Origin of the sequence: Micromonospora sp. NPDC005206 (assembly GCF_040608175.1) — a bacterium.
GTDB lineage: Bacteria > Actinomycetota > Actinomycetes > Mycobacteriales > Micromonosporaceae > Micromonospora.
Map to the genome: position 1 here is coordinate 1 of NZ_JBEXHU010000044.1, position 22,740 is coordinate 22,740.

The following is a 22,740-nucleotide window of genomic DNA, read 5'->3' on the forward strand; positions in this document are numbered from 1 at the left end:
CCGGTTGCCTGGTGCACCGCAGCGGCAGCGGCGACCGCGGCGGTCATCATCGGCACGAACGATCCCATGTCGTTGGGGTTGCGGTTCACATCGACCGCGGCGATGACGTGGTCGCTGGTGACCGCGACCTGCGCGTTGTAACCCTGGAGGAACCCGCGACGGGTAGGCATCACCCGCGAGTCCGGATCGGTGATGTTCGCAACGGTCTTCGGCAGAGATTTTGCGGGAGCCTGGTGATTGCCAGCCGCTGTCGCCGCGGTTTCGGCTGCAGCGACGACCCGGCGGGCTCTCACGATCCGGGTGTGTTCTTCGGTCGGGACAGGCGGAGCACCCATCGGCTTCTTCCCCGCAGCGATCAACGCGGCCCTGCGGTCGAGCTTCGCTTGATGGTCGCGCAGTTCGCGCTCCAGATGCGCCCTCGCCTCAGCAAGCCGCAATGGCCCATCCGGGATCCGGCCGCGCACCGGCTGACCAGCTGCAGGCCCGCTGCGCGGGCCTGCTCGACCAGGCGGCTGACCAGCTCGGCGTCCACGCCGTCCGCCGGCTTACCTGCCGGGTTGCTCTTCTTCGCCACCGCAGAAGTATCCACGGCTATCGTCGTGTCGGACATCAGGTGCTGCTCCTTGATCAGGAGTTACACCTTCTTCTTACAGACCCCTCGGACGCTGACATGTCCGCTCGTAACCGCAAGTAGCGGACGTGGTGTCGCCACCGGTGATGTTCGTAGGCGGTGTCAACGTCGATTTCCGCGACGAAGATGGGACTGACGGGGGCGTACGGGAGAGGTTGGGGCCGGTCAAGTTGCCCGGTCCACGCGGCGGGTAGAGGTTGCGGCCACGGGTGTGCCCCCGTCGGGTCGACGGGCATGAGCAGGCCAGCCAGTTCGGCGCGCTGTACCGGTCGTAGCGGGCTGGATCGGCCGGTGTAGCGGAGCCGTCCGTGCTGGTCGCAGCGGCCCAGCAGGAGGGTCTCGGGGTTGTTGATGCTGGGGGAGACGCCGCCGATGATGGCTTCGGTGGTGCGGTAGGCCCGGACTTTCCGCCAGCCACGCCGGCCCGGCTCGTAGCGCCCGTCGAGGCGTTTGATCACGACGCCCTCGATGCCCGCGGCGGTCCAGGTGGTCAACCATTCGGCGGCCTGGTCGAGGTCGGCGGTCTGTGGGGACAGGGTGAGTTGGGCGGGTGCGTCGGCGAGCAGTTGTGTGAGCAGGGCACGTCGTTCGTGCAGGGGTCGGTCCAGTAGTGGTCGGCCCGGTGGGGCGCTGAGCAGGTCGAAGACGACGTAGTGCGCGGGGTGGGGTCGGGCGATGTCCGGAAGCTGCGCGCCGGCGGTGACTCGTCGCTGCAGGTGGGCGAAGTTGGTGCGCTCGCCTTCCCACACCACCAGCTCGCCGTCGAGGACGGCACCCGGCTCGACGGCTGCGGTGACGGCTCGGGTGATGTCGGGGAAGTAGGTGGTGACGTCCCGGCCGGCTCGGGACTGCAGGTACACGCCGTCGGGCCGGCGGAAGGCCAGTGCCCGCCAGCCGTCCCACTTCGGCTCGTAGGCCAGATCCGATGCCTCAGGGACAGCATCGACGGCTTTCGCCAGCATCGGCGTGAGCGGCGGACGCAGCCCTTCGGTGGTGCCGCCACGCCGGCGGGCCGGAGTCACCGCAAGACCGATCCACGACATCGAACTCGAATTTCGCTCACCTCCTCTCTCATGGTTGAGGCGCGCACAGGGGTGGCGCTGGAAGATGCCGAACGGTCGATGGCGGTAGCGGAACGAGAAGCAGGGCGAGGTCCCGCCGGGTGCGCCCAGCTCGTGTCTGCAGGCCAGCGAAGCGCTTCGAAGTTTCGTAGCTGCTTCCTCGCCTCTTCACAAACACGCCCTTCGATGGCCATGATCGTCAGAGACGGTTGCCGTCCACCCAGCCGAGGAGGCCCCCATGCGGGTAACCCAAGTCTCAGCCCGTTTCCCACGCGTCACGCGTTACGCCGCCGCAGTCGTCCTGGCCGCGCTCGCGGGCGCCGGTCTGGTCGGCGTCAGCGCGCAGCCGGCGTCGGCCACGCCTTCCGGGATCCCGTCGAAGGCGACGGCGCAGTCGCAGCTCAACGCCCTGACCGTGGCGGCGCAGGGCTCCACCAGCGGCTACTCGCGGGACCTGTTCCCGCACTGGATCACCATCAGTGGCAGCTGCAACACCCGCGAGCAGGTCCTCAAGCGCGACGGCACCTCCGTCGCCGTCGACAGCTCCTGCGCGGCCACCTCCGGCCGCTGGTACAGCCCATACGACGGCGCGACCTGGACGGCGGCCTCCGACGTCGACATCGACCACGTCGTGCCCCTCGCCGAGGCGTGGCGCTCCGGCGCCAACTCCTGGACGACCAGCCGCCGGCAGAGCTTCGCCAACGACCTCACCCGCCCCCAACTGATCGCGGTGACGGACAACGTCAACCAGTCCAAGGGCGACCAGGACCCCTCCACCTGGCAGCCGTCCCTGTCCTCCTACCGGTGCACCTACAGCAAAATGTGGATCACCGTGAAGTACAACTGGAGCCTCACCCTCCAGTCGTCGGAGAAGTCTGCCCTGCAGAGCATGCTCAACACCTGCAGCTCCTGACACAGCCCACCGGGTCGGTGGCGCGTCCCGCGGGACGCCCCGCCGACCGGACTATGCCTGCTGTGGCGAAGACGGTGCGCTGTCGCCAGCCTGCTTGCGCCACTGGCCGCCCGCGTCGGCGGCCAGGAGGCGCTTGACCATCGCCAGAGCATCCGCCTCCGTGTCGAACTCCCAGCGCAGCACCCGCCCGTTCTCGCTGTCGCCAGCGCGAGCGACGACCTTCCACCGGACCTCACGGGTCAGCCACACATCCCGGCGGCCCAAGCGCCCCCAGATGCCGTTCCACCAGCGTCCCGCCACGTCCTCCACCAGCGCATCGTACAAGTGTTCGATCGCCGGTGGGTGCGGGGTGGCGACGTCGCCAACCTTGAGAGCCTCACGTCAGCGTCGACTCCACGATCACCCGTGCCCACCAGCATGCCGCCGGCGCCCGGACCCGGCCGCAGGAGCAGAAGGAGCCGCCCGGCGGCGTCGAGGACGAACCCGCCGACCACGCCCTGGGTCGTTCCCGCGGCGGGCTGACCACCAAGCTGCACCTGGGCGGCGAGCAAGGCCAGAAACCATTCGCGGTGGTGGTGACCGGTGGGCAGCGCGGTGACAGCCCCCAGTTCACCCGGGTCCTGGCTCGTATCCGGGTGCCGCGGGCCGGGAGTGGGCGTCCGCGGACCCGCCCGGACCGGGTCCTGGCCGACAAGGCGTACAGCTCGGCCCTCAACCGCGAGCACCTGCGAAAGCGCGAGATCAAGGCGACGATCCCGATCAAGGACGACCAGGCCGCCAACAGGTGCAGGAAGGGGTCGAAGGGCGGTCGGGCACCGTCCTTCGACCCTGAGATCTACAAGCAGCGCCACGCCGTCGAGTGCGGCATCACTCGGCTCAAGCGCCACCGCGGCCTGGCCACCCGGTACGACAAGCTCGCAGTCCGCTACCAGGCGACCATCCACGTCGCCGCGATCAATGAGTGGCTGTAGCACTGCGAGCCATACCCACCGATTGGAGATGTGCCCGTAACGCCAGCGTGAGTTCGCTCTTGTGCTCGTCGCCCACGCGCAGTTCGCGTGAGGGATCCAGGTACCCGAACACCCCACCGCCACGCCGATCGTCAGGAAGATCGGCCATCCGCGGGACGACATGGAAGTGGACGTGGCTGACGCCTTCCTTCTCAGCGAACTGCACCACGTAGGTCTTCATGCACCCAGTCACCGTCCCCAACGCACGAGACAGGCGCACCTGCCAGGCGCCGAGGTCCGCAGCTTCGGCATCGGTCAAGTCGGCGATGGACGTGACATGCCTGCGTGGGATGAGGACCAGCCATCCGGGCAGTGCAGTGTCGATCGCATGCGCCACCCGCCAATACTCATCTGCAGCGATCCGCTCCCACTCCGGCAGCACGTCAAACCGGTCATTGTTGTCACACACCCAACAGTTCATGATCGGCACAGTAGACAACAGCGGGTCAATGCAAGAGCTCGACGACTTCTGAAACGCGACCTAGCCTAGGCCGGCGCGGAGCAGGCCACCGGGGCGGCGAGCCCGGTGCGGCGAGCCGCGCGACGCCGCCGAGCGCGGCGGTCAACCCACGTCTAAGTCGCATGACATGCCTCTTGATCAATGCGCCGGAGGCTAGCAGTTAACTTTGTTAAATGTGAATTCGCAGTAATCTGTCAGCACTTGGTTCACGGCGTGAAGCAGGCCGCCGGGGCGGCCGGGAGAGGATGGCGGCGGACGTGGACGCCAGACGCACCACCGTGCGCGACATGCGTCGTGCCAACCGGTCGGTCCTGCTGACCCGGATCTGGCTGGACGGCCCGCTGAGCCGCCCCGAGCTGGGGCAGTCCACGGCGCTGAGCCTGGCGAGCGTGAGCAACCTGGTCGGCGAGATGATCGCCGAGGGCCTGGTCGAGGAGGCCGGGTTGGTCGAGTCCGACGGTGGCCGCCCGCGGGTGCTGCTGCGGGTCGCCCCCGGCTACGGCTACCTGGTCGGAGCCGACGTCGGCGAGACCCGGGTGCAGGTCGAACTCTTCGACCTGGCGATGACCGCCCTCGCCAAGGCGGAGTACCCGATCGCCGCCGCCGAGCCCGACCCTCGGCAGGTCACCGGCCACCTGCTGCACGGTCTCACCGCGGTGATCGAGCAGGCCGGCATCGACCCGGCGGCGGTGCTCGGCTTCGGCGTCGCCGTGTCCGGCACCGTCGAGCGCGCCGCCGACGCCGTGGTGCACGCGCAGACCCTCGGCTGGGACGGCGTGCCACTCGGCGCCATGCTGCGCGCCGGCACTGACATCCCGGTGCACATCGACAACGGCGCGAAGACCCTCGGTCAGGCCGAGATGTGGTTCGGCGCGGGCCGCGACGTCCGGCACGCGGTCGTTGCCCTGGTCGGCTCCGGCGTCGGGGCCTGCGTGATGGCCGACGGCGTGGGCTACCGCGGCGCGCACAGCAGCGCCGGCGAGTGGGGGCACACCACCATCGTGTACGGGGGCCGCCGCTGCCGCTGCGGCAACCTCGGCTGCCTCGAGGCCTACGTCGGGGCGGAAGGGGTGCTCGACCGGTTCCGCCAGGCCAACCGCGGTCGCCCGGCGACCGGCGGCGACGAGGAGACCGCCTTCGGCGAACTGCTGCGCGCCACCAGCCGCACCGCCGCCAAGGTGCTCGACGAGACGGTCGGCTACCTCGGCGCCGGGGTGGCGAACCTGGTGAACCTGTTCAACCCCGAGCGGGTGGTGCTGGGCGGCTGGGCCGGCCTGGCCCTGGGCGAGCGCTACCTGCCGCGGATCCGCGAGGTCACCGCGCGGCACGCGCTGCGCCAGCCGTACGCCCAGACCTCGATCGAGCTGTGCCGGCTCGGACCGGACGCGGTCGCGATGGGCGCGGCCACCCTGCCGATGGCCCGGTTGCTGCGCGACGGCGGCGTGCCGCGCGAGCCGGCCGCCCGGGTGACCTTGGCGCCGGCGCGGCCGGCGCAGCGGCCCCGGTCGCGGACCCGCTGAGCCACCAGGCCCGCGGCGGGAGTGCCGCCGACCCGGCCCCGGTTCAGGACGGGAGGGCTTCTGCTGGGCCCACCTCGGCCTTGTCCGGCGGCAGCGGGCTCGCCCGTGGCGGTCACCACAAACGAGGCGAAATATCGACCGACCGCATCCTTGATGATTGTCACCCTGGACGGGCTGGCAGGCGGATGCCGGCCAGTGCGGCCGCCCGGGAGATCCCGAGCGGCCGCCCCGAGCGGCCGGGTCAGCGCTCCCCGCGCACCCGCCGGACGGTGTCGCGGTACCACTGCGCGCTGCGCTTCGGCGTACGCCGCTGGGTGTCGTAGTCCACCCGGACGATGCCGAACCGCTTGTCGTAGCCGTACGCCCACTCGAAGTTGTCCAGCAGCGACCAGGCGAAGTAGCCGCGCACGTCCGCGCCGGCCTGCCGGGCCCGGGCCACCGCCCGCAGGTGCTCGGTCAGGTACGCCACCCGGTCGTCATCGGCCACGAACCCGTCGGCATCCGGCTTGTCGTCGAAGGCCGCCCCGTTCTCGGTGATCACCAGCGGCACGCCCGGGTAGTCCCGGTGCAGCCGGACCAGCAGCTCGGTGAAGGACTCCGGCACGATCTCCCAGTCCATCGCGGTGCGCGGCAGGTCCCGGCGGATCACCCGGCGCACCGGCTTGCCGTGCTCGTCCCGGTCCCGGCCCTGCTCGTCCACCCCGGAGTGGACCTGCCCGAAGTAGAAGTTCACGCCGAGCACGTCGATCGGGGCAGAGATGACCTCCAGGTCGCCCTCCTGCACCGGGACGCGGACCCCCTCGGCGGCCAGGTCGGCCACCACGTCCTGCGGGTAGGAGCCGCGGAACACCGGATCGAGGTAGAGCCGGTTGCCCAGCCCGTCGGCGGCCCGGGCGGCGTCCCGGTCGGCCGCGCTGTCGGTGGCCGGGTCGGCGGTGGACAGGTTGACGGTCAGGCCAAGCTCGATCGGGGTGGCCGCCGCCGCACGCAGCCGCTGCACCGCCAGCCCGTGCCCGAGCAGCAGGTGGTGCGCCGCGGCGATCCCATCGCCCAGGTTCCGCCGGCCCGGGGCGTGGTTGCCGTACGCGTACCCGAGCATCGCCGAGCACCACGGCTCGTTCAGCGTGGTCCAGGTCTTCACCCGGTCGCCCAGGGCGCCGAAGACCAGCTCCGCGTAGTCGGCGAACCGGTAGGCGGTGTCCCGGTTCGGCCAGCCGCCCGCGTCCTCCAGCTCCTGCGGCAGGTCCCAGTGGTAGAGCGTCACCCACGGGTCGACCCCGCGGCCCAGCAGCTCGTCCACCAGGCGGTCGTAGAAGGCCAGTCCGGCCGGGTTGGCCGGCCCGCGCCCACCCGCCTGCACCCGCGGCCAGGCCACCGAGAAGCGGTAGGTGTCCAGGCCCAGGTCGGCGATGAGCGCGACGTCCTGCGGCATCCGGTGGTAGTGGTCGCAGGCCACGTCGCCGTGGTCGCCGTTGGCCACCGCCCCGGGGACCCGGCAGAAGGTGTCCCAGATCGACGGCGTCCGGCCGTCCTCGGCCACCGCGCCCTCGATCTGGTACGACGAGGTCGCCACCCCCCACCGAAAGGTCGGCGGGAGGGTGTCGATCGGGTCGGCCTGCCCGGTGGTGGTCGGGCGGGTGAGGTCGGTGTCCATGGTTCTCCTCGCGGTTGCGGGTAGTTCGGTCGGACGAGGGAGGTCAGTGGGGGACCGGCGTGGCGCCGGGGTGCAGCCAGCAGGCGACGGCCCGGCCTCGGTCGCTGCCGGGTGCTCCCAGTGCCGGCACCTTCTTGTCGCACGGGTCGAACGCTTTCGGACAGCGCGGGTGGAACGCGCAGCCCTCCGGCATGGCCCGTAGGTCCGGCGGGGAGCCGGGGATGCCGGTCAGCTCGCGGCGCGGGCCGCGCAGCGCCGGGAAGGAGTGCAGCAACCCCTCGGTGTACGGGTGCAGGGCCTGCCCGTACAGCTGCGCGGCGGGCGCCTCCTCGACGATCCGGCCGCCGTACATGATGGCGATTCGGTCGGAGAACTCGACCAGCAGCGACAGGTCGTGGGTGATGAACAGCACCGCGAAGTCCAGCCGATCCCGCAACTCGGCGAGCTGGCCGAGGATCTGCCGCTGCATCACCACGTCCAGCGCGGTGGTCGGCTCGTCCATGATGACCACCTGTGGCTCCAGCGCCAGCGCCATGGCGATCATGACCCGCTGCCGCATCCCGCCGGAGAGCTGATGCGGATAGCTGTCCAGCCGGTCGGCGGCGATGCCGACCAGGCGGAGCAGGTCCCGGGCCCGGGCCAGCCGACTCGTCGCCGTGCTCCGCGGCTCGTGCGCCTTGATCACGTCGAGCAACTGGGTGGAGACCTTGTGCACCGGGTTCAGCGAGTTCATCGCGCCCTGGAACACGATCGAGGTCTCCGCCCAGCGGAACTGCCGCAGCTGGGCCGGGCTGAGGGTCAGCACGTCGACCGGCGGGCCGTCGACCGGGTGGTAGACGACCTGGCCGCCGCTGACCACGCCGGGCGGCGGCAGCAGCCGGGTCAGCCCGTACGCCAGGGTGGACTTGCCGCTGCCGCTCTCCCCGGCCAGCCCCAGCACCTCGCCCCGGTGCAGGGTCAGGTCGACGTCGCGGACGGCGTGCACCGCCGCGTCGCCGAGCCCGTAGTCGACGCGCAGTCCACGGATCTCCAGCACCGGATCGCTCATCGCACAACGTCCTCTCGGGTGGTGGCAGCCCGTGGCGTCGGGACGGACGGGGTCGGGGCCAGCACGGGGGTGAAGCCGACCCGCATCCGCACGCTGCGGCCGTCGGCGGTGCGGATCCGGGTCCTGCCGACGCTGCGCAGCCGGGGGCTGACGAACTCGTCGATGCCGAAGTTGATCAGGGCGAGGGCGGTGCCGAGCAGCGCGATGGCCAGCCCGGCCGGGACGAACCACCACCAGGCGCCCTGCGCGAGGGCCTGCTGGCCCTGAGCCCAGAACAGGATGGTGCCCCAGTTCCAGGACGAGATCGACGAGATGCCGATGAAGGCCAGGGTGATCTCCGACATGACGGCGAAGATGACGGTGCCGACGAAGCCGGACGCGATGATCGCGGTGAGGTTGGGCAGGATCTCGAACAGGATGATGCGCCACGGCCGCTCGCCGGTGGCCCGGGCCGCCTCGACGTAGTCGCGGCGCCGCAGGGACAACGTCTGGGCGCGCAGCACCCGGGCGCCCCACGCCCACGAGGTGCAGCCGATGATGAGCGCGACAAGCGTGTCGCTGGCCTGCTCGACGATCGACGTCACGATGATGATCAGCGGCAGCGCGGGGATGACCAGGAACACGTTGGACAGGGCCGACAGACCCTCGTCGGCCGCGCCGCCGATGTATCCGGCGGTCACGCCGATGAGGATGGACAGGATCGTCGCCAGCACGCCGGCGACCAGTCCCACCACCATGACGCTGCGCGCGCCGACCAGGATCTGGCTGAAGATGTCCTGACCGAGGTGGGTGGTGCCGAACCAGTGCCGCAGCGACGGCGCCTGGAGCACGTCGCCGCTGCGCGCGTCCGGGTTGTACGGCGCCACCCACGGCCCGATCACCGCGAAAAGGCAGTAGATGCCCAGGATGACCAGCCCCGTGGCGGCCTTGGCATTGGCGATGAACCGGAACCGGCGCCGCTTCGCCCGGCCCGGCGCGGCCGACGGCTGGGCCATCGCCCCCTGACCGGGGATGACCTGCTCGATGCTCGACGGTGAGATTGTCATCGCTCAGCTCTTTCGGGTCCGCGGGTCGAGAAGCAGGTACGCGACATCGGCGAGCAGGTTCGCCACCAGCACGGAGATCGTGATGATCAGGAAGATGCCCTGCATCAGCGGGTAGTCCTTGGCGCCAACGGCCTGGAAGAGCTGGTAGCCGAGCCCGGGGTAGGAGAAGACGATCTCCACCAGCAGCGTGCCACCGACGATGAACCCGAGCGACAGGGCGAAGCCCGAGACGTTGGGCAGTAGCGCGTTGCGGGCCGCGTAGCTGAGGGCGACTCGGCGCTCGGACAACCCCTTCGCGTGGGCGACCGTGATGTAGTCCTCCGAGGAGACGGTGACCATCATGTTGCGCATGCTGAGGATCCATCCGCTCATCGAGGAGACCAGGATGGTGGCGGCGGGCAGGATGCTGTGCTGGATCGCGCTCGGGATGAAGTACTGGTCGAACGCCGGCACCAGGCCCGCCTCGTAGCCGCCGGAGGACGGGAAGAAGCTTCCCGGGCCGGCGAACAGGGCGATGGCCACGAGGCCCAGCCAGAAGTACGGGATCGAGGACAGGAACGTGGTGGCCGGCAGCAGGCCGTCGACCCAGGAGCCGCGCCGCCAGCCGGCGCCGACGCCGAGCGCGGTGCCGAGGAGGAAGCTGATGATCGTGGTGATGCCGACCAGGCCGACCGTCCACGGCAGGCTGTCGCCGATCACCGTCGACACCGGCGCTGGGAAGAAGGTGAACGACAGCCCTAGGTCGCCGTGGAGGAGCTGTCCCCAGTAGTGCAGGTACTGCTCCCAGACGTTCTCGTTCGCGTCCAGCCCGAACAGCACGCGCAGCGACTCGATGGCGTCGGCGCTGATCCGGCCCTGGTTGCGCGAGATGAGGGACTGCACCGGGTCGCCCGGGACCAGCCGCGGGATGAAGAAGTTGAGCGTGATGGCCGCCCATGCGGTGAACAGGTAGAAGGCCGTGCGCTGCAGGAGGAATCTCATCGTGTTTCCCCCGGGGCGGCGGTGTCGTCCCGCTCGATCGCCGCCGGGGGCGGTGGCACGGCCGGGTCGGCGTCGGGCGCGGCGGAGCCGGGAGTGTCGGCGGCGACGGTGGCCGGGTCGTAGAGCCAGCAGGCCGCCCAGTGGTCGAGCCGGTCGCCGATGGTCAGCCGTGGCGGCAGGTCCGCCGTGCAGCGCCGCATGGCGTACGGGCATCGGGGGTGGAACCGGCAGCCGGCGGGCGGGGTGATCAGGCTCGGCGGTTCGCCCTGACCGCGGTCCTCCCCGGCGGCCGCGTCGACGCCGGCGCAGTCGCCGGTGATGCGCTCGGGGTCCGGCGCCGAATCGGTGAGCAGCCGGGTGTACGGGTGGGCCGGGTTCTGGGTGACGGTCTCGCTGTCGCCTCCCTCGACCATCCGGCCGGCGTACATCACGATCGTCTCGTCGGCGAAGTAGCGGGCCGAGGCGATGTCGTGCGTGATGTAGAGGATGGCGATGTTGAGCCGCTCCTTGAGGTCTTGGAGCAGGTTGAGCACGCCGAGGCGGATCGAGACGTCCAGCATGGAGACCGGCTCGTCGGCGAGGAGCACCTCCGGGTCGGCGCCGAGCGCCCGGGCGATGGCGACGCGCTGCCGCTGGCCGCCGGAGAGCTCGTGCGGGAAGGCGTCCAGGTAGCGCTCGGGTGGGGTGAGGCTGACCCGGGTGAGCAGCTTGCTGAGGGCCGCCTCCAGCTCCTCGGCGCCGCGCCCGGCGTTGCCGTGGATCCGCAGCGACCGGGTGAGGTGGTAACGGACGGTGTGCACCGGGTTCAACGACGCGAACGGGTCCTGCAGGATCAGCTGGACCCGCCGCACGTACGACCGGAACGGACGACCGCCGCGCACCCTGGTCGACGTGCCATGCAGGCGGAGGTCGCCGGCGGTGCGGGGGTAGATCTGGGCCAGCAGCCGGGCCACCGTGGACTTGCCGGAGCCGGACTCCCCGACCAGCGCGGTCACCCGGCCGCGACGCAGCGCGAACGATACGTCGTCGACGGCGTGCACGACTGCCGGCGTCCGGGTTAAGAGGTCACGCAGCCGCCTGCGGACGGGGAAGTGCTTGGTCAGGCCGACGGCCTCGAGCACCACCTCGTTGGCCGGCGCCGCCACGCTCTCGCTCAACGTCATGCCGAGTTCCTGTCTGGGATTGCGGGGTCACGAACATCGGGTGCCGCCTCCCCGGTCGGCTGGGGCCGACCGGGGAGGCGGTGCGGGGGTCAGCTACCGGCGGGCTTCAGGTGCAGGACCACGTCCAGCGCGTTGGGCTGGGTGGGCTGCATGGCGCCGTACGGGTTCGAGTCGTCCGGCCAGCCGGTCCAGTTCTTCGTGCTGTACGCGCCGCCGATGTTGTCCGCGCCGACCGGGATCATCGGCATCTGGTCGACGAAGACCTTCTGCAGAGTGTTCATCGCGGCGGTGCGGGCCGCCTCGTCGGTGGCGTTCGCGTACGCCTTCAGCGCCTCGGTCGCCTCGGAGTTGTTGAATCGGCCGAAGTTGCCCGCGGGGGAGGCGGTGCCGATCGGCTTGAGCTGCTGGCCGTCCATGACCGTCCGGTAGATGTCGTACGGCGTGGCGCCGCTCTCGGTCCACCGGAAGGTCGCCTCGAAGTTGCCCTGCTCGACGTTGCGGAACCAGGCGTCCTGGTTGGCCTTGTCGACCGTGGCGGCGATGCCGATCTTCGACAGGTTGTCCTTTACGATCTCGAGGCTCGTCTGGTAGTCGGACCACCCGGCCGGGTCGGTCAGCTTGACCGTGACGGCCTTGCCGGTCTTGTCCTTGAGGGTGTTGCCGTCGAGCTTGTAGCCGGCGCTGGTGAGCAGCGCCTTGGCACCGTCGACGTCGACCTTGTGCTCCTGGCCCTTGAACTCCGGTGCGATGAACGAGTCACCGGCCGGGCTGGGCAGGCCGGTCACGCTCTTCACCAGCGGGTGGAAGTAGCCGGCCTCCGCCGTGGTGAAGATGTCCTCGCGGTCGATGACCATGCTCATGGCGCGGCGCAGCGTGGGGTCGTCGAACGGCTTCTTCGTAGTGTTGAGGTAAAGGCCGTGGATGCCCAGGACCGGCGGGGCCCACACCTTGTGGTGGGCCTGGTCCTTGGCGACGAAGACCGTCTGGTAGTTGGGAATGAAGACGAAGCTCCACTCCGACTCGCCGTTGGCCAGGGCGGTGGTCTGGGCGCTGTTGTCCGTGTAGGAGGTGTAGCGCAGTTCCTTGACCTTCGGCAGGTCCTGCCAGTAGCCGCTGTCGCGCACCGCCAGGGTCATGCTGGCCGGGGTGAACGACTTCAGGGTGTACGGGCCGCTGCCGACCGGCTGCTTGACGGTGTCGGTCGTCGGGTCGCTGATCTTCTCCCAGATGTGCTTGGGCACGATCGGCACCCGCCACAGCACCTTCTGCTGGTTCACGAACTGCGGAGTGGCCATCTTGATGGTGACCTCGTCGCCGCTGGCGGTCGCGTCCGTGTAGGGCACGCCCTGGTCGTTGAGCGCCGGGTACTTCTTGACCAGGTTGTAGGTGAAGGCGACGTCCTCGGCGGTGACCTTCTGCCCGTCCGACCAGGTGGCGTTGTCTCGGATAGTGACCTTGACCGAGGTGTAGTCCGATGACCACTCGGCCTTGGTCGCCAGCCACGGCTTGAACGGGTCGGCCGGCTTCACCGGGTTCCACATCATCAGCGGCTCGAAGATCTGCCAGCGGTAGCCCAGCGAGGCCGCGGCGGACGTGGTGAGGAACGGGTTGTTGTTCTCGGCCTGCGGGCCGTTCGGCATGCCGACGTTCAGCACCGTCGCCGCCTGGTCGTTCTTCTTGTTCGCGTTCGGGCTGTCGCCGCACGCGGCGACGCCGGTGGCCATCGCGCCGGCCAGCGCGACGGCGAGGAACTGCCTTCTTCTCATGGAGGTCTCCCTCGGTGCTCCCGCAATCCTCGAGCGGGATGTGGTGGATGGAGGGTGTGCGGTGTTGCCACCGGTGGGCGCGGTGCTCCCGCCGGTGCGGGTGGTGGATAAGCGGTGGCGAGGTCAGGTAGCGCCGGTCGAGGCGCGGACGGTGAAGTTGGTGGGAATGACGGTCGGGGTGTCCGGCAGCGGCGTGCCGGCGAGGTGGGCGATGAGCGTGCGGGCGGCGGCCGCCCCCATCTCCCGCAACGGCTGACGGACCGAGCTCAGCGGTGGGTGGGTGTGCCCGGCCAGGGGCAGGTCGTCGAAGCCGACCACCGCCACGTCGTCCGGGACCCGCCGGCCGGCGTCGCGCAGCGCCTGGAGCGCCCCGGCGGCGGAGAGGTCGTTGTGCGCGAAGACGGCGTCGAACGGCACGCCGTCGGCGAGCAGGCGTTCCACCGCGACCCGCCCGCACTCGAAGGTGAAGTCGCCCTCCACGACGAGGGCGGGGTCGATGGGCAGGCCGGCGTCGGCGTAGCCGTCCGCGAAGCCGGCCAGCCGCTCCCGGGTGCAGCCGAAGCGGCTCAGGCCGGTGACGACCAGCGGCCGCTTCCGCCCGTGCGCCAGCAGGTGCGCCGCCGCGGCTCGCGCGCCGGACTCGTTGGTGGTGCGCACCGACGGGAAGCCGGGCTGGTGGCCGCGGTCGTCGATGAGGATGACCGGCAGGCCGCGCTCGTGCAGCTCGGTGATGTAGTCGAGGGTGCCCTCCGGCTCGACCACGAGTAGGCCGTCGAAGGACTTCGCGGAGACCTGGGAGGCGAACCGCCGCATCGACTCGTCGCCGTGGGTGCAGGTGAACAGCAGCATGCCGTACCCCTCGGCCTCGACCACGTCGGCCGCGCCCTGGAGCACCTCGCCCATCCAGGGCCAGGTCAGGGCGGGCACCAGCATGCCGACCACCCGGGTACGCCCGCGGGCCAGGCCGACCGCGCGGGCGCTCGGCACGTACCCGAGGGCGTTGATGACCGCGCGGACCCGGTCGGCGGTGCGGACGCGCACCTCGCCCTTGCCGTTGAGCACCCGGGAGACCGTCGTCTTGCTCACTCCCGCGCGGGCGGCCACGTCGGCGATGGTGGTCGGCACGTCACGCTCCCGGGTCGAAGGGGTGAGGGGGTTGTGTCGGAACCGGTTGCGGAACCGGTTCCGTCGCAGTCAACCGAAGTGGCGGCGGTCACGTCAATAACGGACGGGTAACGAAACATGGCTAAGTTCGACACCTGAAAAAAGTGCCCATGGACAGCGCGGCCGATCCAGGGTGTGGCCAGCGTCGATGCGAGGAAGCCGGGTCGTCAGCGGGGAGTGCCGGCGCCTACGGCTCCGTTGCGCTGAGCGTTGGGAAGATCGAGGCAGGCTTGAGCAGTGACGTCATCGGCCCGAACTGGCCCGTGGCTGCCTCCGAAGTCGGCGTTCGCCGGGTTCCGGTTCCCGCCGTCGGTGATCGTGGTCGCGGTCCGCTGGTATCTGCGGTTCAACCTGTCCTATCGCGACGTTGGGGAGTTGCTGGTCGAGTGCGGCGTGGAGTTGATCACGTCACCGTCTACCGGTGGGTCCAGCGGTTCACGCCGCTGCCGGGCGACGCGGCCCGCTTTTGCCGGCACTCGTCAGGCGGTGGCTCGTTGATGAGACGTACGTCAAGGTCAACGGAGTTTGGCGGTATGTGTACCGCGGTCGACCAGTACGGGCAGGTCATCGACGTGCTCGTCTCGGCCCGCCGGGACGCCGGCGCGGCTGTTCTTCCGCCGGGCGCTGTCGACATTGAAGGTGACGCCCGCGGAGGTCGTCACCGACGCCGCTGCGGTCTACCCCGGCGTGCTGGGTGAGCTGATCCCGTCGGCGTGGCACCACGTCGAGCAGTACGCGAACAATCCGATAGAGGCTGATCACAGCCAGAAATCCTTCACGAGTACGAACATGCCGCGTGACCTGGGCGGACGAGGTTTCCGGCAAGGGCAGGGTCAGGCGGGCCGGGCGCGGGCGTAGACGTCGCCCGAGTTGGCCTCGTGGGGCAGCGCCCGCAGGTACGCCGCGACCTCGCCCGCCGGCCGCCAGCCATCGAGGGCGAACGCCATCTCGTCGCCGAGCGCCACGGTGAACCTGGTGAAGCCCAGCCGGGTGAGCCGGTCCAGGCAGTGCGCGGCCAGGTCCCGTTCGATGGTGGTGAACTCGAAGGACAGCGCCGGCAGGGGGCGGCTCAGCCCGGCCAGCACGGCGTCCTCGAATCCCTCCACGTCGATCTTTACGAAGCCCGGCACGCCGTGCGCCGCGACCAGGGTGTCGAGTGTGGTTCCGGCCACCTCGATCTCGACGTCCCAGATCTCGTCCTCCCAGCCGCCGGCACCCTCGGCGGCCTGCAGGAAATCCGCCGACGCCGTGGAGATCGTCGGGTTCGCCGAGTTGACGTGCAGCCGCACCGGCCCGGTACACGCCCCGCACGCCGCCTCCACCACGGTCACCCGGTCGTCGTCCGCGTAGAGGGCGCGCAGGGCCCGGGTGCAGAGCGGTTGCGGTTCGACGGCCACCACGCGGGCGCCCAGCCGCCGGAAGCTGCCGAGCCGGTCGCCCACGTGCGCGCCGACGTCGAAGACCAGGTCTCCTGGGCGGACCAGGGGCGCGTAGAACGCGTCCATCGCCGCCTCGCGGGCCGGGTCGCCGTAGTACGCCTCCAGGGAGCGGCGCAACCCGGACAGGGTTGGGTCCGCCTTGAGTGCCTCCACCGTGCTGAGGTCATCGACCACTGGTCTGACCGTAGTCGCGTCCGGAACAACGCGAGGGCGATTCGCGTCCATTGGCGGGTACCCCTAGATACCCAGCCTCCTAGGACGGCGTAGACGGGGGGCCGTAGCCATCGCTTGGCGACGGCTTGGGTCGCCGTTGACGGCACGCGCGAGTGCGCGACGTCCAGCGGTCATCCAGCCAGATCACCGCGCCGGGCGGGACGGTACCGGCGTCAAGTAGGACCTGCAGCGCATCGTGCTCGATTTCGGGTACGACCACGGGTCGCCGGTCGTACAGGCCGCGGGCGGCCTCAGCGGCCGACCGGGACTTACCTGCGGCCGAGGGGCCGTGTTCCAGCACGATCGAATGCGCAGCCAGGACCGCGCGCAACTGAGGGTCCAACTGGTGCCGCGCAGCGTAGGGAAGCTGTTCCTCGGAGCCGTCCGCGCCGTGGCGCGGACGCCAGACGCCGAGCACTTCCAGCGTGGTCTCGCCTAGCAGCGGCAGTCGACCGCCTTGGGCACCCCGCGCGAGCCGGTCAACGGTCGCCTGCCGGGTGCGGGTCTCGGCCTGGAGCCCGTCAACCTCCGTTCGGCGAACGTCGGCGGCTGCTCGGGCCCAGCGCCACACACCTGGGCTGAACAAGTAGCCGAGTTGAGGACGCGACCGACATCAGGATTCGGGCATCAATCGAGACCTGAAGGAGCGAATAACGCCAGGAAGGTCACCGTCGATGTCAGGGCATAGGGCCGCAACGGCAATCAAGACTGGAGCGCGACGGCTCGCAGGGCGATGTCGATGGAGGCTTGGAGGTCTTCGCAGCTCGCGCCGGCGGCGGCGTGGACGGCGTGGCCCTCGCTGAGCGCCATCACGAATCGTGCCAGCGCCCTGGCATCCATGCCTTCCGGGAGGTCTCCTTCCTTCGCCGCGCGGGACAGTCGTTCTTCGAGGGCGGACTCGGTGGCGGCCCGGCCGGCGGCCAGGATCTCGGAGATGCGGGTGTTCTCCGGCGAGCAGGCATAGAAGCCCAGGCCAGCCAAGTGGCAGGGTTTGGAACCCCACAGGTAGCCCCTGTCGGCGGCGGATCGCCGGTCCGGCGGGCCCGCGTCGCGATCGTTGTTCGACCCCGCCGCGGCAAACAAGCTACACCCGTCGCGGAGCGGTGAACTCGCTCGACCCGAGTGCCCCGCGACCCGGAGGGCACGGTCTCGCCGGGCGCCATTCGGGGTAGCGCGGCTCTCACGGGACCCGCTACCCTCCGCCCTCATGGCTACCTCCAACAAGATCAGCGAGTGGCGGACCAAGATTTTTGTCTGGATCGGCCTGCCCGTCATCGCCATCGCGGGGCTGATGTTCGGCGCTTTCGATCTGGTTCCGACATGGCAGGCAAAGGCCGGCCAGGGTACGCCGGGCACCTTCACCGCGGTCCGCGAGGACTGTGGGCGGCGCAACTGCACCTGGTACGGCGACTTCGCCGCTACCGAGGGTGGTGGCCAGCGGACCGACGTCATCCTCTACGACGAGCCCGACGGGCTGGTGGCAGGCGACACCGTTCCGGTGCGCGACACCGGTGCACGCAACGGCGTCTTCGCCACGGCGGGTGAATCCACCTGGCTGCTGCTGACGGGGTTCGTCGTCGCGGGCGTGATCGCGGCCGTGGCCTGGGTCATCATCCTGGTGCGAACGGTCAGCCGCCGACGCGCGCCCGCCCCAGCCGTCTGATATCTGCTCAGCTCGTCCCGGCTGGAAGGCCGCTCCCGTCGATTGGGAGCGGCCTTCTCGTTCCAGCTCGCTCAGATCAACCACGTGTCACATCCGGCCTGGTATCCCATGTACGGCTCGAACACGGAAAGGCAGGCCAGGGCGGCTCCATCCCCGCCCACGCCGCCGCGCCCGCCAACGCCGACATGAGCAACTCGCCTGACGCGGTGCACCACACCGCGCGGCAGGACGGTCACACCCTGGCCAGCCACGCGGCGCCGAGCAGCACCGAACTCGCGCGTGTCACGGCCGGCCGGGAAGACACCTACACCGTGCAGCGTGGGGACACCCTGTCCGAGATCGCCGAGCGGTGCTTGGGCGACGCCCACCGCTGGCCGGACATCTTCGCCCTCAACCGCGTGGACAGCGGACAGCAGTACCGGCGCGAACCCGACCCGGGGGAGCAGGTTGGGAGCAACAGGGTGCGCTGAACGGCCCTGAACTGCGCCGAACGGCGTCGAGCGGCGGCACCCACCCCTGCCTGCGGCTCCTCGTTTCCGCAGGTCAGAGTCGGTGCAGCCGTCCTGTTTCACACCGTAGAGGTCACTGGCTCGATCCCAGTTTCGCCCACCATGAATATATGCAGGTAGCGAGCCCGTCATCGGAACCACCGGTAACGGGCTTTCGCGCTGTTGCCCTTCAATTGGGAGCAGATTGGGAGCACGCAGCTTCGTGGCGGCGCCGGCCTACGCCCAGCCGGCCTCACGGTGAACCGCTTTGCCTTTGAGAGATGTTTAGCTGCAATCGCTGCTACCGCCCGGCACTTTAGCGGCCAACCGGCAGTGGCCGCGACGCGCCGCCTGACAAGGCGGTTGCCGCGGTGCGCGAGGTGACGACCGACGCGTGGCTGCTGGGCACTCAAGCGGGCGTGGCCATGGCCGACCCGCAGGGCATCAGCGGCGGGACCGTGGAGCTGCTGGAGGCGGCCAGCGCCGACATGCAGGTGGCCGAAGAGCACGCGGCGCAGGTGCGGGCACGCCCACGACCGACCCGCGATTCGGCACCTGCAAAGAGGCCAACACCGCCGGCTACGGCCCGTACTACCGCGGCCTCGACCCCGAGTACGCCTGGTACATCGACCGGAACAAGGACGGCGTGGTGTGCGACTGATACGCCCCAGCCCCGGCGGAACGGAGCAACCGATCATCACTTGCGCCCACCACTACGCCCTGCCGCTCCTGGCCATACCCGGCCAAGGTCGCGCACGGTGAGTGCGGCGAAGGCGGCGAAGGGGGCAGCGCCGGACGACTGTAGATGTAACGGCCCACATTTCCGCGACGCCTGTAAATGATGGAAAGGTCGGGTGCGCGGCCTGACGAACGGGCGGGACTGCACCACCCCCGCGATCTCGCCCGGCACCTGGTCCGAACAGCGCACCATGAAGCCCGTCGGGAGATATCCCTATGGCGAATTCGACACCTCGTACCCCGCCGCCGCGCTGGCCGGGCAGCCGCAACGGCGTTGCCGCACCTGCCGTCTGGAACCTGCCAACCCAGCCACTTCCCCAACAGCCGCAACGCTCAGGCGAGTGGTGGCCCTATGCGGTGTTCGGCGCAATGACCCTACTGCTCGGGTGCTTGGCGATGGTGGTGGTCCTGCTGGCCAGGTAGCCCGCGGGGCGCAGTTTCTTACTGGGCCGGAGGCTGAGGCGCTCGGCCGCTCCGGAGTGTGGGACGGGGAGCCTCCACCACCTGCGGTTCCCGGACGGCCCGCAGCCGGTATAGCACCCCGTGGGATCACGGGTCCCGTCCACGGTCGGCCCAGCTGCGAGGACGGGCGAGGCGGTGGTCGCGGTATACCCCCGGTCATCTCCCGCCGTTCTGAAGGCCGCTCTGCTGGTGGTCAAACCACCTCACTGTCCGCCGGCCCGCCGCGGTGCCGCCCAAAGGGCGCAACTGGGGCGCACAGGCGACCTGATGGTGGTGCGGCCGGCCGCCAGATCCGTGAATCCGCGGCCGGTAACGTCCAAGAGCGAGGAACCTAGTCGCGGGGCCCTCCGTGCTGGAGGAGATCACGCGGACAACCGCGGAGGCCACCACGAAGCTGATCCCCCGTCGACCCGACAGGGCGGCATAACTGCCACGCAGCGCGGCGGCGGCTGCTCGACGACGCCGGCGCAGCGCGCAGAACGTCGACTGCCCCGCCGCCATCAACTGCCCGCAGGTTAGGAGCCGGCGCCCGTCGGGCTGAGGAAGACGAACCGGATCGCCGGGTTACGCGCGGTGAGCCGTCGTCTGGCGTCGTCGGCCAGGTCCTCGATGTCGGCCGCCCTGACTTGGTCGGCAAAGTCGATCTTCGCGACAACGAGAATGTCGTCGGGACCGAGCTGCAGGGTCAGCAGCTCCACGATGCCTTGCACGTTTGGCAGGGCGGCCAATTCCCGGCGAATCTCGTCCTGAATTGGCTCCCTTGCTGGCCGGCCGACAAGCAGGGCGAGGTTGTTGCGGGCCAGAATGGTGGCCACCACGAGGAGCAGTACACCGATGGCGACCGATGCGATGCCATCCCAAACCGGGTTACTGGTCAGCTCGGCGAGCCCCAGGCCTGCACCGGCCAACCACAGGCCGATCAGGGCGGCGATGTCCTCCAGGAACACCGCCTTGATGGCGGTGTTGGGCGTGCGCCGCAGGACCCTGGCTGGACTGATGCCCCAGCGTTTGGCCCGGCGCCGTACCTGCCGCACCGTGCGCATCAAGGACACCGACTCCAGGACGAAGGAGGCGATCAGCACCGCGTACGAGACGATGTAGTCTCCAGTCTCCTTGTTCGTTGCGATGACGTGCACGCCGTGGGTGATGGAGAAGCCGGCGCCGCTGACGAAGGTGAAGACCGCGGCGAGCAGGGCCCAGATGTAGCTCTCCCGGCCGTAGCCGAAGGGGCGCGCGGGGTCGGCCCGGCGGCCGCCACGACGCAGCGCCACGAACAGCAGCACCTCGGTCGTGGTGTCGGCGAACGAATGCGCGGCTTCCGAAAGCATGGCCGCCGAACCCGCCAGCAGACCCGCAACCACCTTGGCCACGGCGACAGCGACGTTGACGGAGCCGGCCACGATCACCGTGCGGACGCTCTGCGACTGCCCGTCCGACTCGGCCATGAAGCCAGGCTATGGGCCGGGTGTCGGCCGGGCGGACAAACCGACAGGCACCGCGGTGTCGTGGACCACCAGCCGCCGGCTGAGCCTCGGCAAGGGAGTGTGTCGATTTCCGTGTTTGGGCCTGCGGTGTGATCGAGGTTGTTAGATGGCGATCCGGTCGCCGTAGGCGAGGATCAGGGCGTTGAGGGCCTTGGCCCAACCGTAGACCCGGCCGGTGATGCTCCCGCCGCCCTTACGTTTCTGCTGGACGACGAGGTAGAGGACCTTCATCGCGGCCTGCTCGGTCGGGAAGTGCCCGCGCCGTCGGGCGGCTTGCCGGAACCGGGCGTTCAGGCTCTCGATGATGTTGGTGGTGTAGAGGACCTTGCGGACCTCGTGGTCGTAGTCCAGGAACGGCACGAACTGCGCCCAGGAGGTCCGTCAAAGCCGGATCACGGCCGGATACTGGGCGCCGAAGTCGGCGGCGAACGTCTCGAAACGGGCCTCCGCAGCCGCGACGGTGGGGGCGGTGTAGATCTCCCGTAGGGCGGGGGTGATCTTCTGCCAGTCCTTGCGGTTGGTGAAGCGCAGGCTGGCCCGCACGAGGTGCACGACGCACTGTTGGTGCACCGCCTGCGGCCAGGCCTGCTCGATCGCATCGGTCATGCCCTTGAGGCCGTCGGAGCAGACCATGAACACGTCCTCGACACCGCGGTTGCGTAGCTCGGTGAGGTGGCCGGCCCACTGCTTGGCGCCCTCACCGCCGGTGCCGGCCCACATGCCCAGCACGTCACGTTCCCCGTCGAGGCTGATACCGACCACGACGTAGACGGGCCGGTTCGCGACCTGCCCTTGGCGGATCTTCATCACGAGGGCGTCGATGAACACCACCGGGTAGATCCTGTCGAGAGGCCGTTGCCGCCAAGCTTCCATCTCGTCCAGGACGCTGTCGGTGACCCGGCTGACCAGCTCCCGGGACACGTCGGCGTCATACACATCCGCCAGATGGGCGGAGAGTTGAGTCGGCCCGCAGCGCGGTTCCGGTGTTGCCACCGGCCCGTTTCTGCGGACCGCTCGCCGAACCCGCCGTGCGCCTCTCAACGCAACGGGCTCTCCACGGTTTTTCTGCCGTCAGGCTGGTTCCGTTGTTGCCCAGGGGGTGGGGATTCTGCTGCGACGGCGATACCGAGTAACGGCGGTCGACGCGATGTTGTGCAGTTCGATCCCGTCCGCCGTGATGGTCCGCCACCCGGTCGGGGTGCGCAGCCAGCGGTGAACGTCCTTCCATCTCCAGCGTCGTTTGGCCTTGGCCCAGCGAACAACTCGCCACCAGATGAAGTAGGCGAGCCGGTCGAAGGTGTGTTTGGCGACGGCGTGCCGGAAGTAGTTGGCCCAGCCACGCGTGATCTGGTTGATCCGGATCAGCGTTTCTCCCAGGTCTTGCTGTGACAACCTGCGTGTCAGGGCACGGATTTTGTCCTTCAGTGACCGGACTGGCCGGTCACCGATGAACGTGTAGACGTGCCACTGGTCGCGGGTTCCCATCTTGCGTCTCCACCGGATGCGGAAGCCCAAGAAGTCGAACCCATCGGCCATGTTCACGATCCGCGTCTTGGACGGCGACAATCGCAGTCCCAGCGGAGCGAGCACGGCCGCGACGTCCCCGCGCAGCGCCTCGACGTGATATCGGGTGCCGAACACCATGACGACGAAGTCGTCCGCATAGCGGACCAGTCGCCACGTCGCCTGACCATGATCACGCCGATGGTGGCGCCGATTCTCCGTCGACATCCGCCCGCCGGGCTTCCACTCACGGTGCAGGTGCTCATCGAGCACACTCAACGCGATGTTGGCCAACAGCGGTGACAGGATGCCCCCTTGCGGCGTGCCGGTCGG

Annotated in this window: 20 protein-coding genes and 4 pseudogenes; 7 read left to right on the top strand and 17 right to left on the bottom strand. The window is 69.7% G+C overall.

Going from position 1 to position 22,740, the window contains the following annotated elements; all coding sequences use genetic code 11:
• The 3 genes and pseudogenes from ABZU69_RS35530 to ABZU69_RS35540 form a co-directional block, all read right to left on the bottom strand.
• Positions 1-335: pseudogene (locus tag ABZU69_RS35530) on the bottom strand (hypothetical protein); the annotation flags it as partial.
• 20 nt (positions 336-355) lie between these two features.
• Positions 356-610 carry a hypothetical protein gene (locus ABZU69_RS35535; protein WP_354968635.1) on the bottom strand — a complete coding sequence of 85 codons (255 nt, stop codon included), beginning with the start codon at positions 608-610 and terminating at the stop codon, positions 356-358.
• Positions 611-627: 17 nt separating this feature from the next.
• Positions 628-1,674, bottom strand: a complete 1,047-nt coding sequence (locus tag ABZU69_RS35540) for an ATP-dependent DNA ligase (RefSeq protein WP_354968636.1) — start codon at positions 1,672-1,674, stop codon at positions 628-630.
• Between the two features lie 256 nt (positions 1,675-1,930).
• Between ABZU69_RS35540 and ABZU69_RS35545 the strand changes: the two genes are divergently transcribed.
• On the top strand, positions 1,931-2,605 hold the full coding sequence (locus ABZU69_RS35545; RefSeq protein ID WP_354968637.1) for a DUF1524 domain-containing protein: 675 nt from the start codon (positions 1,931-1,933) through the stop codon (positions 2,603-2,605).
• 51 nt (positions 2,606-2,656) lie between these two features.
• Here the strand turns inward: ABZU69_RS35545 and ABZU69_RS35550 are convergent, their stop codons facing one another.
• Positions 2,657-2,914 (bottom strand): hypothetical protein, encoded by a 258-nt coding sequence (locus ABZU69_RS35550; RefSeq protein ID WP_354968638.1) that lies wholly within the window; start codon positions 2,912-2,914, stop codon positions 2,657-2,659.
• A gap of 71 nt (positions 2,915-2,985) precedes the next feature.
• Here ABZU69_RS35550 and ABZU69_RS35555 point away from each other — a divergent pair.
• Positions 2,986-3,576 (top strand): annotated as a pseudogene (locus tag ABZU69_RS35555) (IS5 family transposase); the annotation flags it as partial.
• Here ABZU69_RS35555 and ABZU69_RS35560 read toward each other — a convergent pair.
• Positions 3,560-4,036 carry an HIT family protein gene (locus tag ABZU69_RS35560; protein WP_354968639.1) on the bottom strand — a complete coding sequence of 159 codons (477 nt, stop codon included), beginning with the start codon at positions 4,034-4,036 and terminating at the stop codon, positions 3,560-3,562. The pseudogene ABZU69_RS35555 and the gene ABZU69_RS35560 sit on opposite strands and share 17 nt — an antisense overlap.
• 296 nt (positions 4,037-4,332) lie before the next feature.
• On the opposite strand from ABZU69_RS35560, the gene ABZU69_RS35565 reads away from it, so the two are divergent.
• Positions 4,333-5,595, top strand: a complete 1,263-nt coding sequence (locus ABZU69_RS35565; protein WP_354968640.1) for an ROK family protein — start codon at positions 4,333-4,335, stop codon at positions 5,593-5,595.
• 241 nt (positions 5,596-5,836) lie between these two features.
• Here ABZU69_RS35565 and ABZU69_RS35570 read toward each other — a convergent pair whose 3' ends face one another.
• From ABZU69_RS35570 to ABZU69_RS35600, 7 genes are all read right to left on the bottom strand, one after another.
• A complete protein-coding gene (locus tag ABZU69_RS35570; protein WP_354968641.1) occupies positions 5,837-7,249 on the bottom strand; it encodes a GH1 family beta-glucosidase in 1,413 nt (470 codons plus the stop codon).
• A gap of 43 nt (positions 7,250-7,292) precedes the next feature.
• Positions 7,293-8,297, bottom strand: a complete 1,005-nt coding sequence (locus ABZU69_RS35575) for an ABC transporter ATP-binding protein (RefSeq protein WP_354968642.1) — start codon at positions 8,295-8,297, stop codon at positions 7,293-7,295.
• The gene (locus ABZU69_RS35580; protein WP_354968643.1) at positions 8,294-9,343 is read right to left on the bottom strand and encodes an ABC transporter permease; all 1,050 of its coding nucleotides are present in this window, start codon (positions 9,341-9,343) and stop codon (positions 8,294-8,296) included. The genes ABZU69_RS35575 and ABZU69_RS35580 overlap by 4 nt, the downstream gene beginning before the upstream one ends.
• Before the next feature lie 3 nt (positions 9,344-9,346).
• The gene (locus ABZU69_RS35585; RefSeq protein WP_354968644.1) at positions 9,347-10,324 is read right to left on the bottom strand and encodes an ABC transporter permease; all 978 of its coding nucleotides are present in this window, start codon (positions 10,322-10,324) and stop codon (positions 9,347-9,349) included.
• On the bottom strand, positions 10,321-11,487 hold the full coding sequence (locus tag ABZU69_RS35590; protein ID WP_354968645.1) for an ABC transporter ATP-binding protein: 1,167 nt from the start codon (positions 11,485-11,487) through the stop codon (positions 10,321-10,323). The genes ABZU69_RS35585 and ABZU69_RS35590 overlap by 4 nt, the downstream gene beginning before the upstream one ends.
• Before the next feature lie 89 nt (positions 11,488-11,576).
• A complete protein-coding gene (locus tag ABZU69_RS35595) occupies positions 11,577-13,253 on the bottom strand; it encodes an ABC transporter substrate-binding protein (protein ID WP_354968646.1) in 1,677 nt (558 codons plus the stop codon).
• A gap of 123 nt (positions 13,254-13,376) precedes the next feature.
• A complete protein-coding gene (locus ABZU69_RS35600; RefSeq protein ID WP_354968647.1) occupies positions 13,377-14,378 on the bottom strand; it encodes a LacI family DNA-binding transcriptional regulator in 1,002 nt (333 codons plus the stop codon).
• Between the two features lie 306 nt (positions 14,379-14,684).
• Here ABZU69_RS35600 and ABZU69_RS35605 point away from each other — a divergent pair.
• Positions 14,685-15,179 (top strand): annotated as a pseudogene (locus ABZU69_RS35605) (IS6 family transposase); the annotation flags it as partial.
• 71 nt (positions 15,180-15,250) lie between these two features.
• Here the strand turns inward: ABZU69_RS35605 and ABZU69_RS35610 are convergent.
• Positions 15,251-16,081: an FkbM family methyltransferase gene (locus tag ABZU69_RS35610; protein WP_354968648.1), complete on the bottom strand. Its 831-nt coding sequence runs from the start codon at positions 16,079-16,081 to the stop codon at positions 15,251-15,253.
• A 690-nt stretch (positions 16,082-16,771) separates the two neighbouring features.
• Positions 16,772-17,152, bottom strand: coding sequence for a TetR family transcriptional regulator C-terminal domain-containing protein (locus tag ABZU69_RS35615; protein WP_354968649.1), 381 nt, complete (start codon positions 17,150-17,152; stop codon positions 16,772-16,774).
• A 124-nt stretch (positions 17,153-17,276) separates the two neighbouring features.
• Between ABZU69_RS35615 and ABZU69_RS35620 the strand changes: the two genes are divergently transcribed.
• The 3 genes from ABZU69_RS35620 (at position 17,277) to ABZU69_RS35630 (ending at position 18,881) form a co-directional block, all read left to right on the top strand.
• The gene (locus tag ABZU69_RS35620) at positions 17,277-17,732 is read left to right on the top strand and encodes a hypothetical protein (protein ID WP_354968650.1); all 456 of its coding nucleotides are present in this window, start codon (positions 17,277-17,279) and stop codon (positions 17,730-17,732) included.
• Between the two features lie 185 nt (positions 17,733-17,917).
• Positions 17,918-18,202, top strand: coding sequence for a LysM peptidoglycan-binding domain-containing protein (locus ABZU69_RS35625; protein ID WP_354968651.1), 285 nt, complete (start codon positions 17,918-17,920; stop codon positions 18,200-18,202).
• A 412-nt stretch (positions 18,203-18,614) separates the two neighbouring features.
• Entirely contained in the window at positions 18,615-18,881 is a 267-nt protein-coding gene (locus ABZU69_RS35630; protein WP_354968652.1) for an excalibur calcium-binding domain-containing protein, read from the top strand.
• Between the two features lie 1,054 nt (positions 18,882-19,935).
• On the opposite strand, the gene ABZU69_RS35635 is transcribed toward ABZU69_RS35630, so the two are convergent.
• From ABZU69_RS35635 to ABZU69_RS35645, 3 genes and pseudogenes are all read right to left on the bottom strand, one after another.
• Entirely contained in the window at positions 19,936-20,865 is a 930-nt protein-coding gene (locus ABZU69_RS35635; protein WP_354968653.1) for a cation diffusion facilitator family transporter, read from the bottom strand.
• 141 nt (positions 20,866-21,006) lie between these two features.
• Positions 21,007-21,897, bottom strand: a pseudogene (locus ABZU69_RS35640) (IS256 family transposase).
• Positions 21,898-21,975: 78 nt separating this feature from the next.
• Positions 21,976-22,740, bottom strand: a 765-nt coding sequence (locus ABZU69_RS35645) for a group II intron maturase-specific domain-containing protein (RefSeq protein ID WP_354968654.1), incomplete at its 5' end; no start/stop codon positions are given.

Excerpts from the sequence above, each read along its gene's own strand:
- ABZU69_RS35535 (WP_354968635.1), bottom strand. The coding sequence starts at position 610 with ATGTCCGACACGACGATAGCCGTGGATACTTCTGCGGTGGCGAAGAAG.
- ABZU69_RS35540 (WP_354968636.1), bottom strand. The coding sequence starts at position 1,674 with ATGTCGTGGATCGGTCTTGCGGTGACTCCGGCCCGCCGGCGTGGCGGC.
- ABZU69_RS35545 (WP_354968637.1), top strand. The coding sequence starts at position 1,931 with ATGCGGGTAACCCAAGTCTCAGCCCGTTTCCCACGCGTCACGCGTTAC.
- ABZU69_RS35560 (WP_354968639.1), bottom strand. The coding sequence starts at position 4,036 with ATGAACTGTTGGGTGTGTGACAACAATGACCGGTTTGACGTGCTGCCG.
- ABZU69_RS35570 (WP_354968641.1), bottom strand. The coding sequence starts at position 7,249 with ATGGACACCGACCTCACCCGCCCGACCACCACCGGGCAGGCCGACCCG.
- ABZU69_RS35575 (WP_354968642.1), bottom strand. The coding sequence starts at position 8,297 with ATGAGCGATCCGGTGCTGGAGATCCGTGGACTGCGCGTCGACTACGGG.
- ABZU69_RS35580 (WP_354968643.1), bottom strand. The coding sequence starts at position 9,343 with ATGACAATCTCACCGTCGAGCATCGAGCAGGTCATCCCCGGTCAGGGG.
- ABZU69_RS35585 (WP_354968644.1), bottom strand. The coding sequence starts at position 10,324 with ATGAGATTCCTCCTGCAGCGCACGGCCTTCTACCTGTTCACCGCATGG.
- ABZU69_RS35590 (WP_354968645.1), bottom strand. The coding sequence starts at position 11,487 with ATGACGTTGAGCGAGAGCGTGGCGGCGCCGGCCAACGAGGTGGTGCTC.
- ABZU69_RS35595 (WP_354968646.1), bottom strand. The coding sequence starts at position 13,253 with ATGAGAAGAAGGCAGTTCCTCGCCGTCGCGCTGGCCGGCGCGATGGCC.
- ABZU69_RS35610 (WP_354968648.1), bottom strand. The coding sequence starts at position 16,081 with ATGGACGCGAATCGCCCTCGCGTTGTTCCGGACGCGACTACGGTCAGA.
- ABZU69_RS35620 (WP_354968650.1), top strand. The coding sequence starts at position 17,277 with ATGGCTACCTCCAACAAGATCAGCGAGTGGCGGACCAAGATTTTTGTC.
- ABZU69_RS35625 (WP_354968651.1), top strand. The coding sequence starts at position 17,918 with ATGAGCAACTCGCCTGACGCGGTGCACCACACCGCGCGGCAGGACGGT.
- ABZU69_RS35635 (WP_354968653.1), bottom strand. The coding sequence starts at position 20,865 with ATGGCCGAGTCGGACGGGCAGTCGCAGAGCGTCCGCACGGTGATCGTG.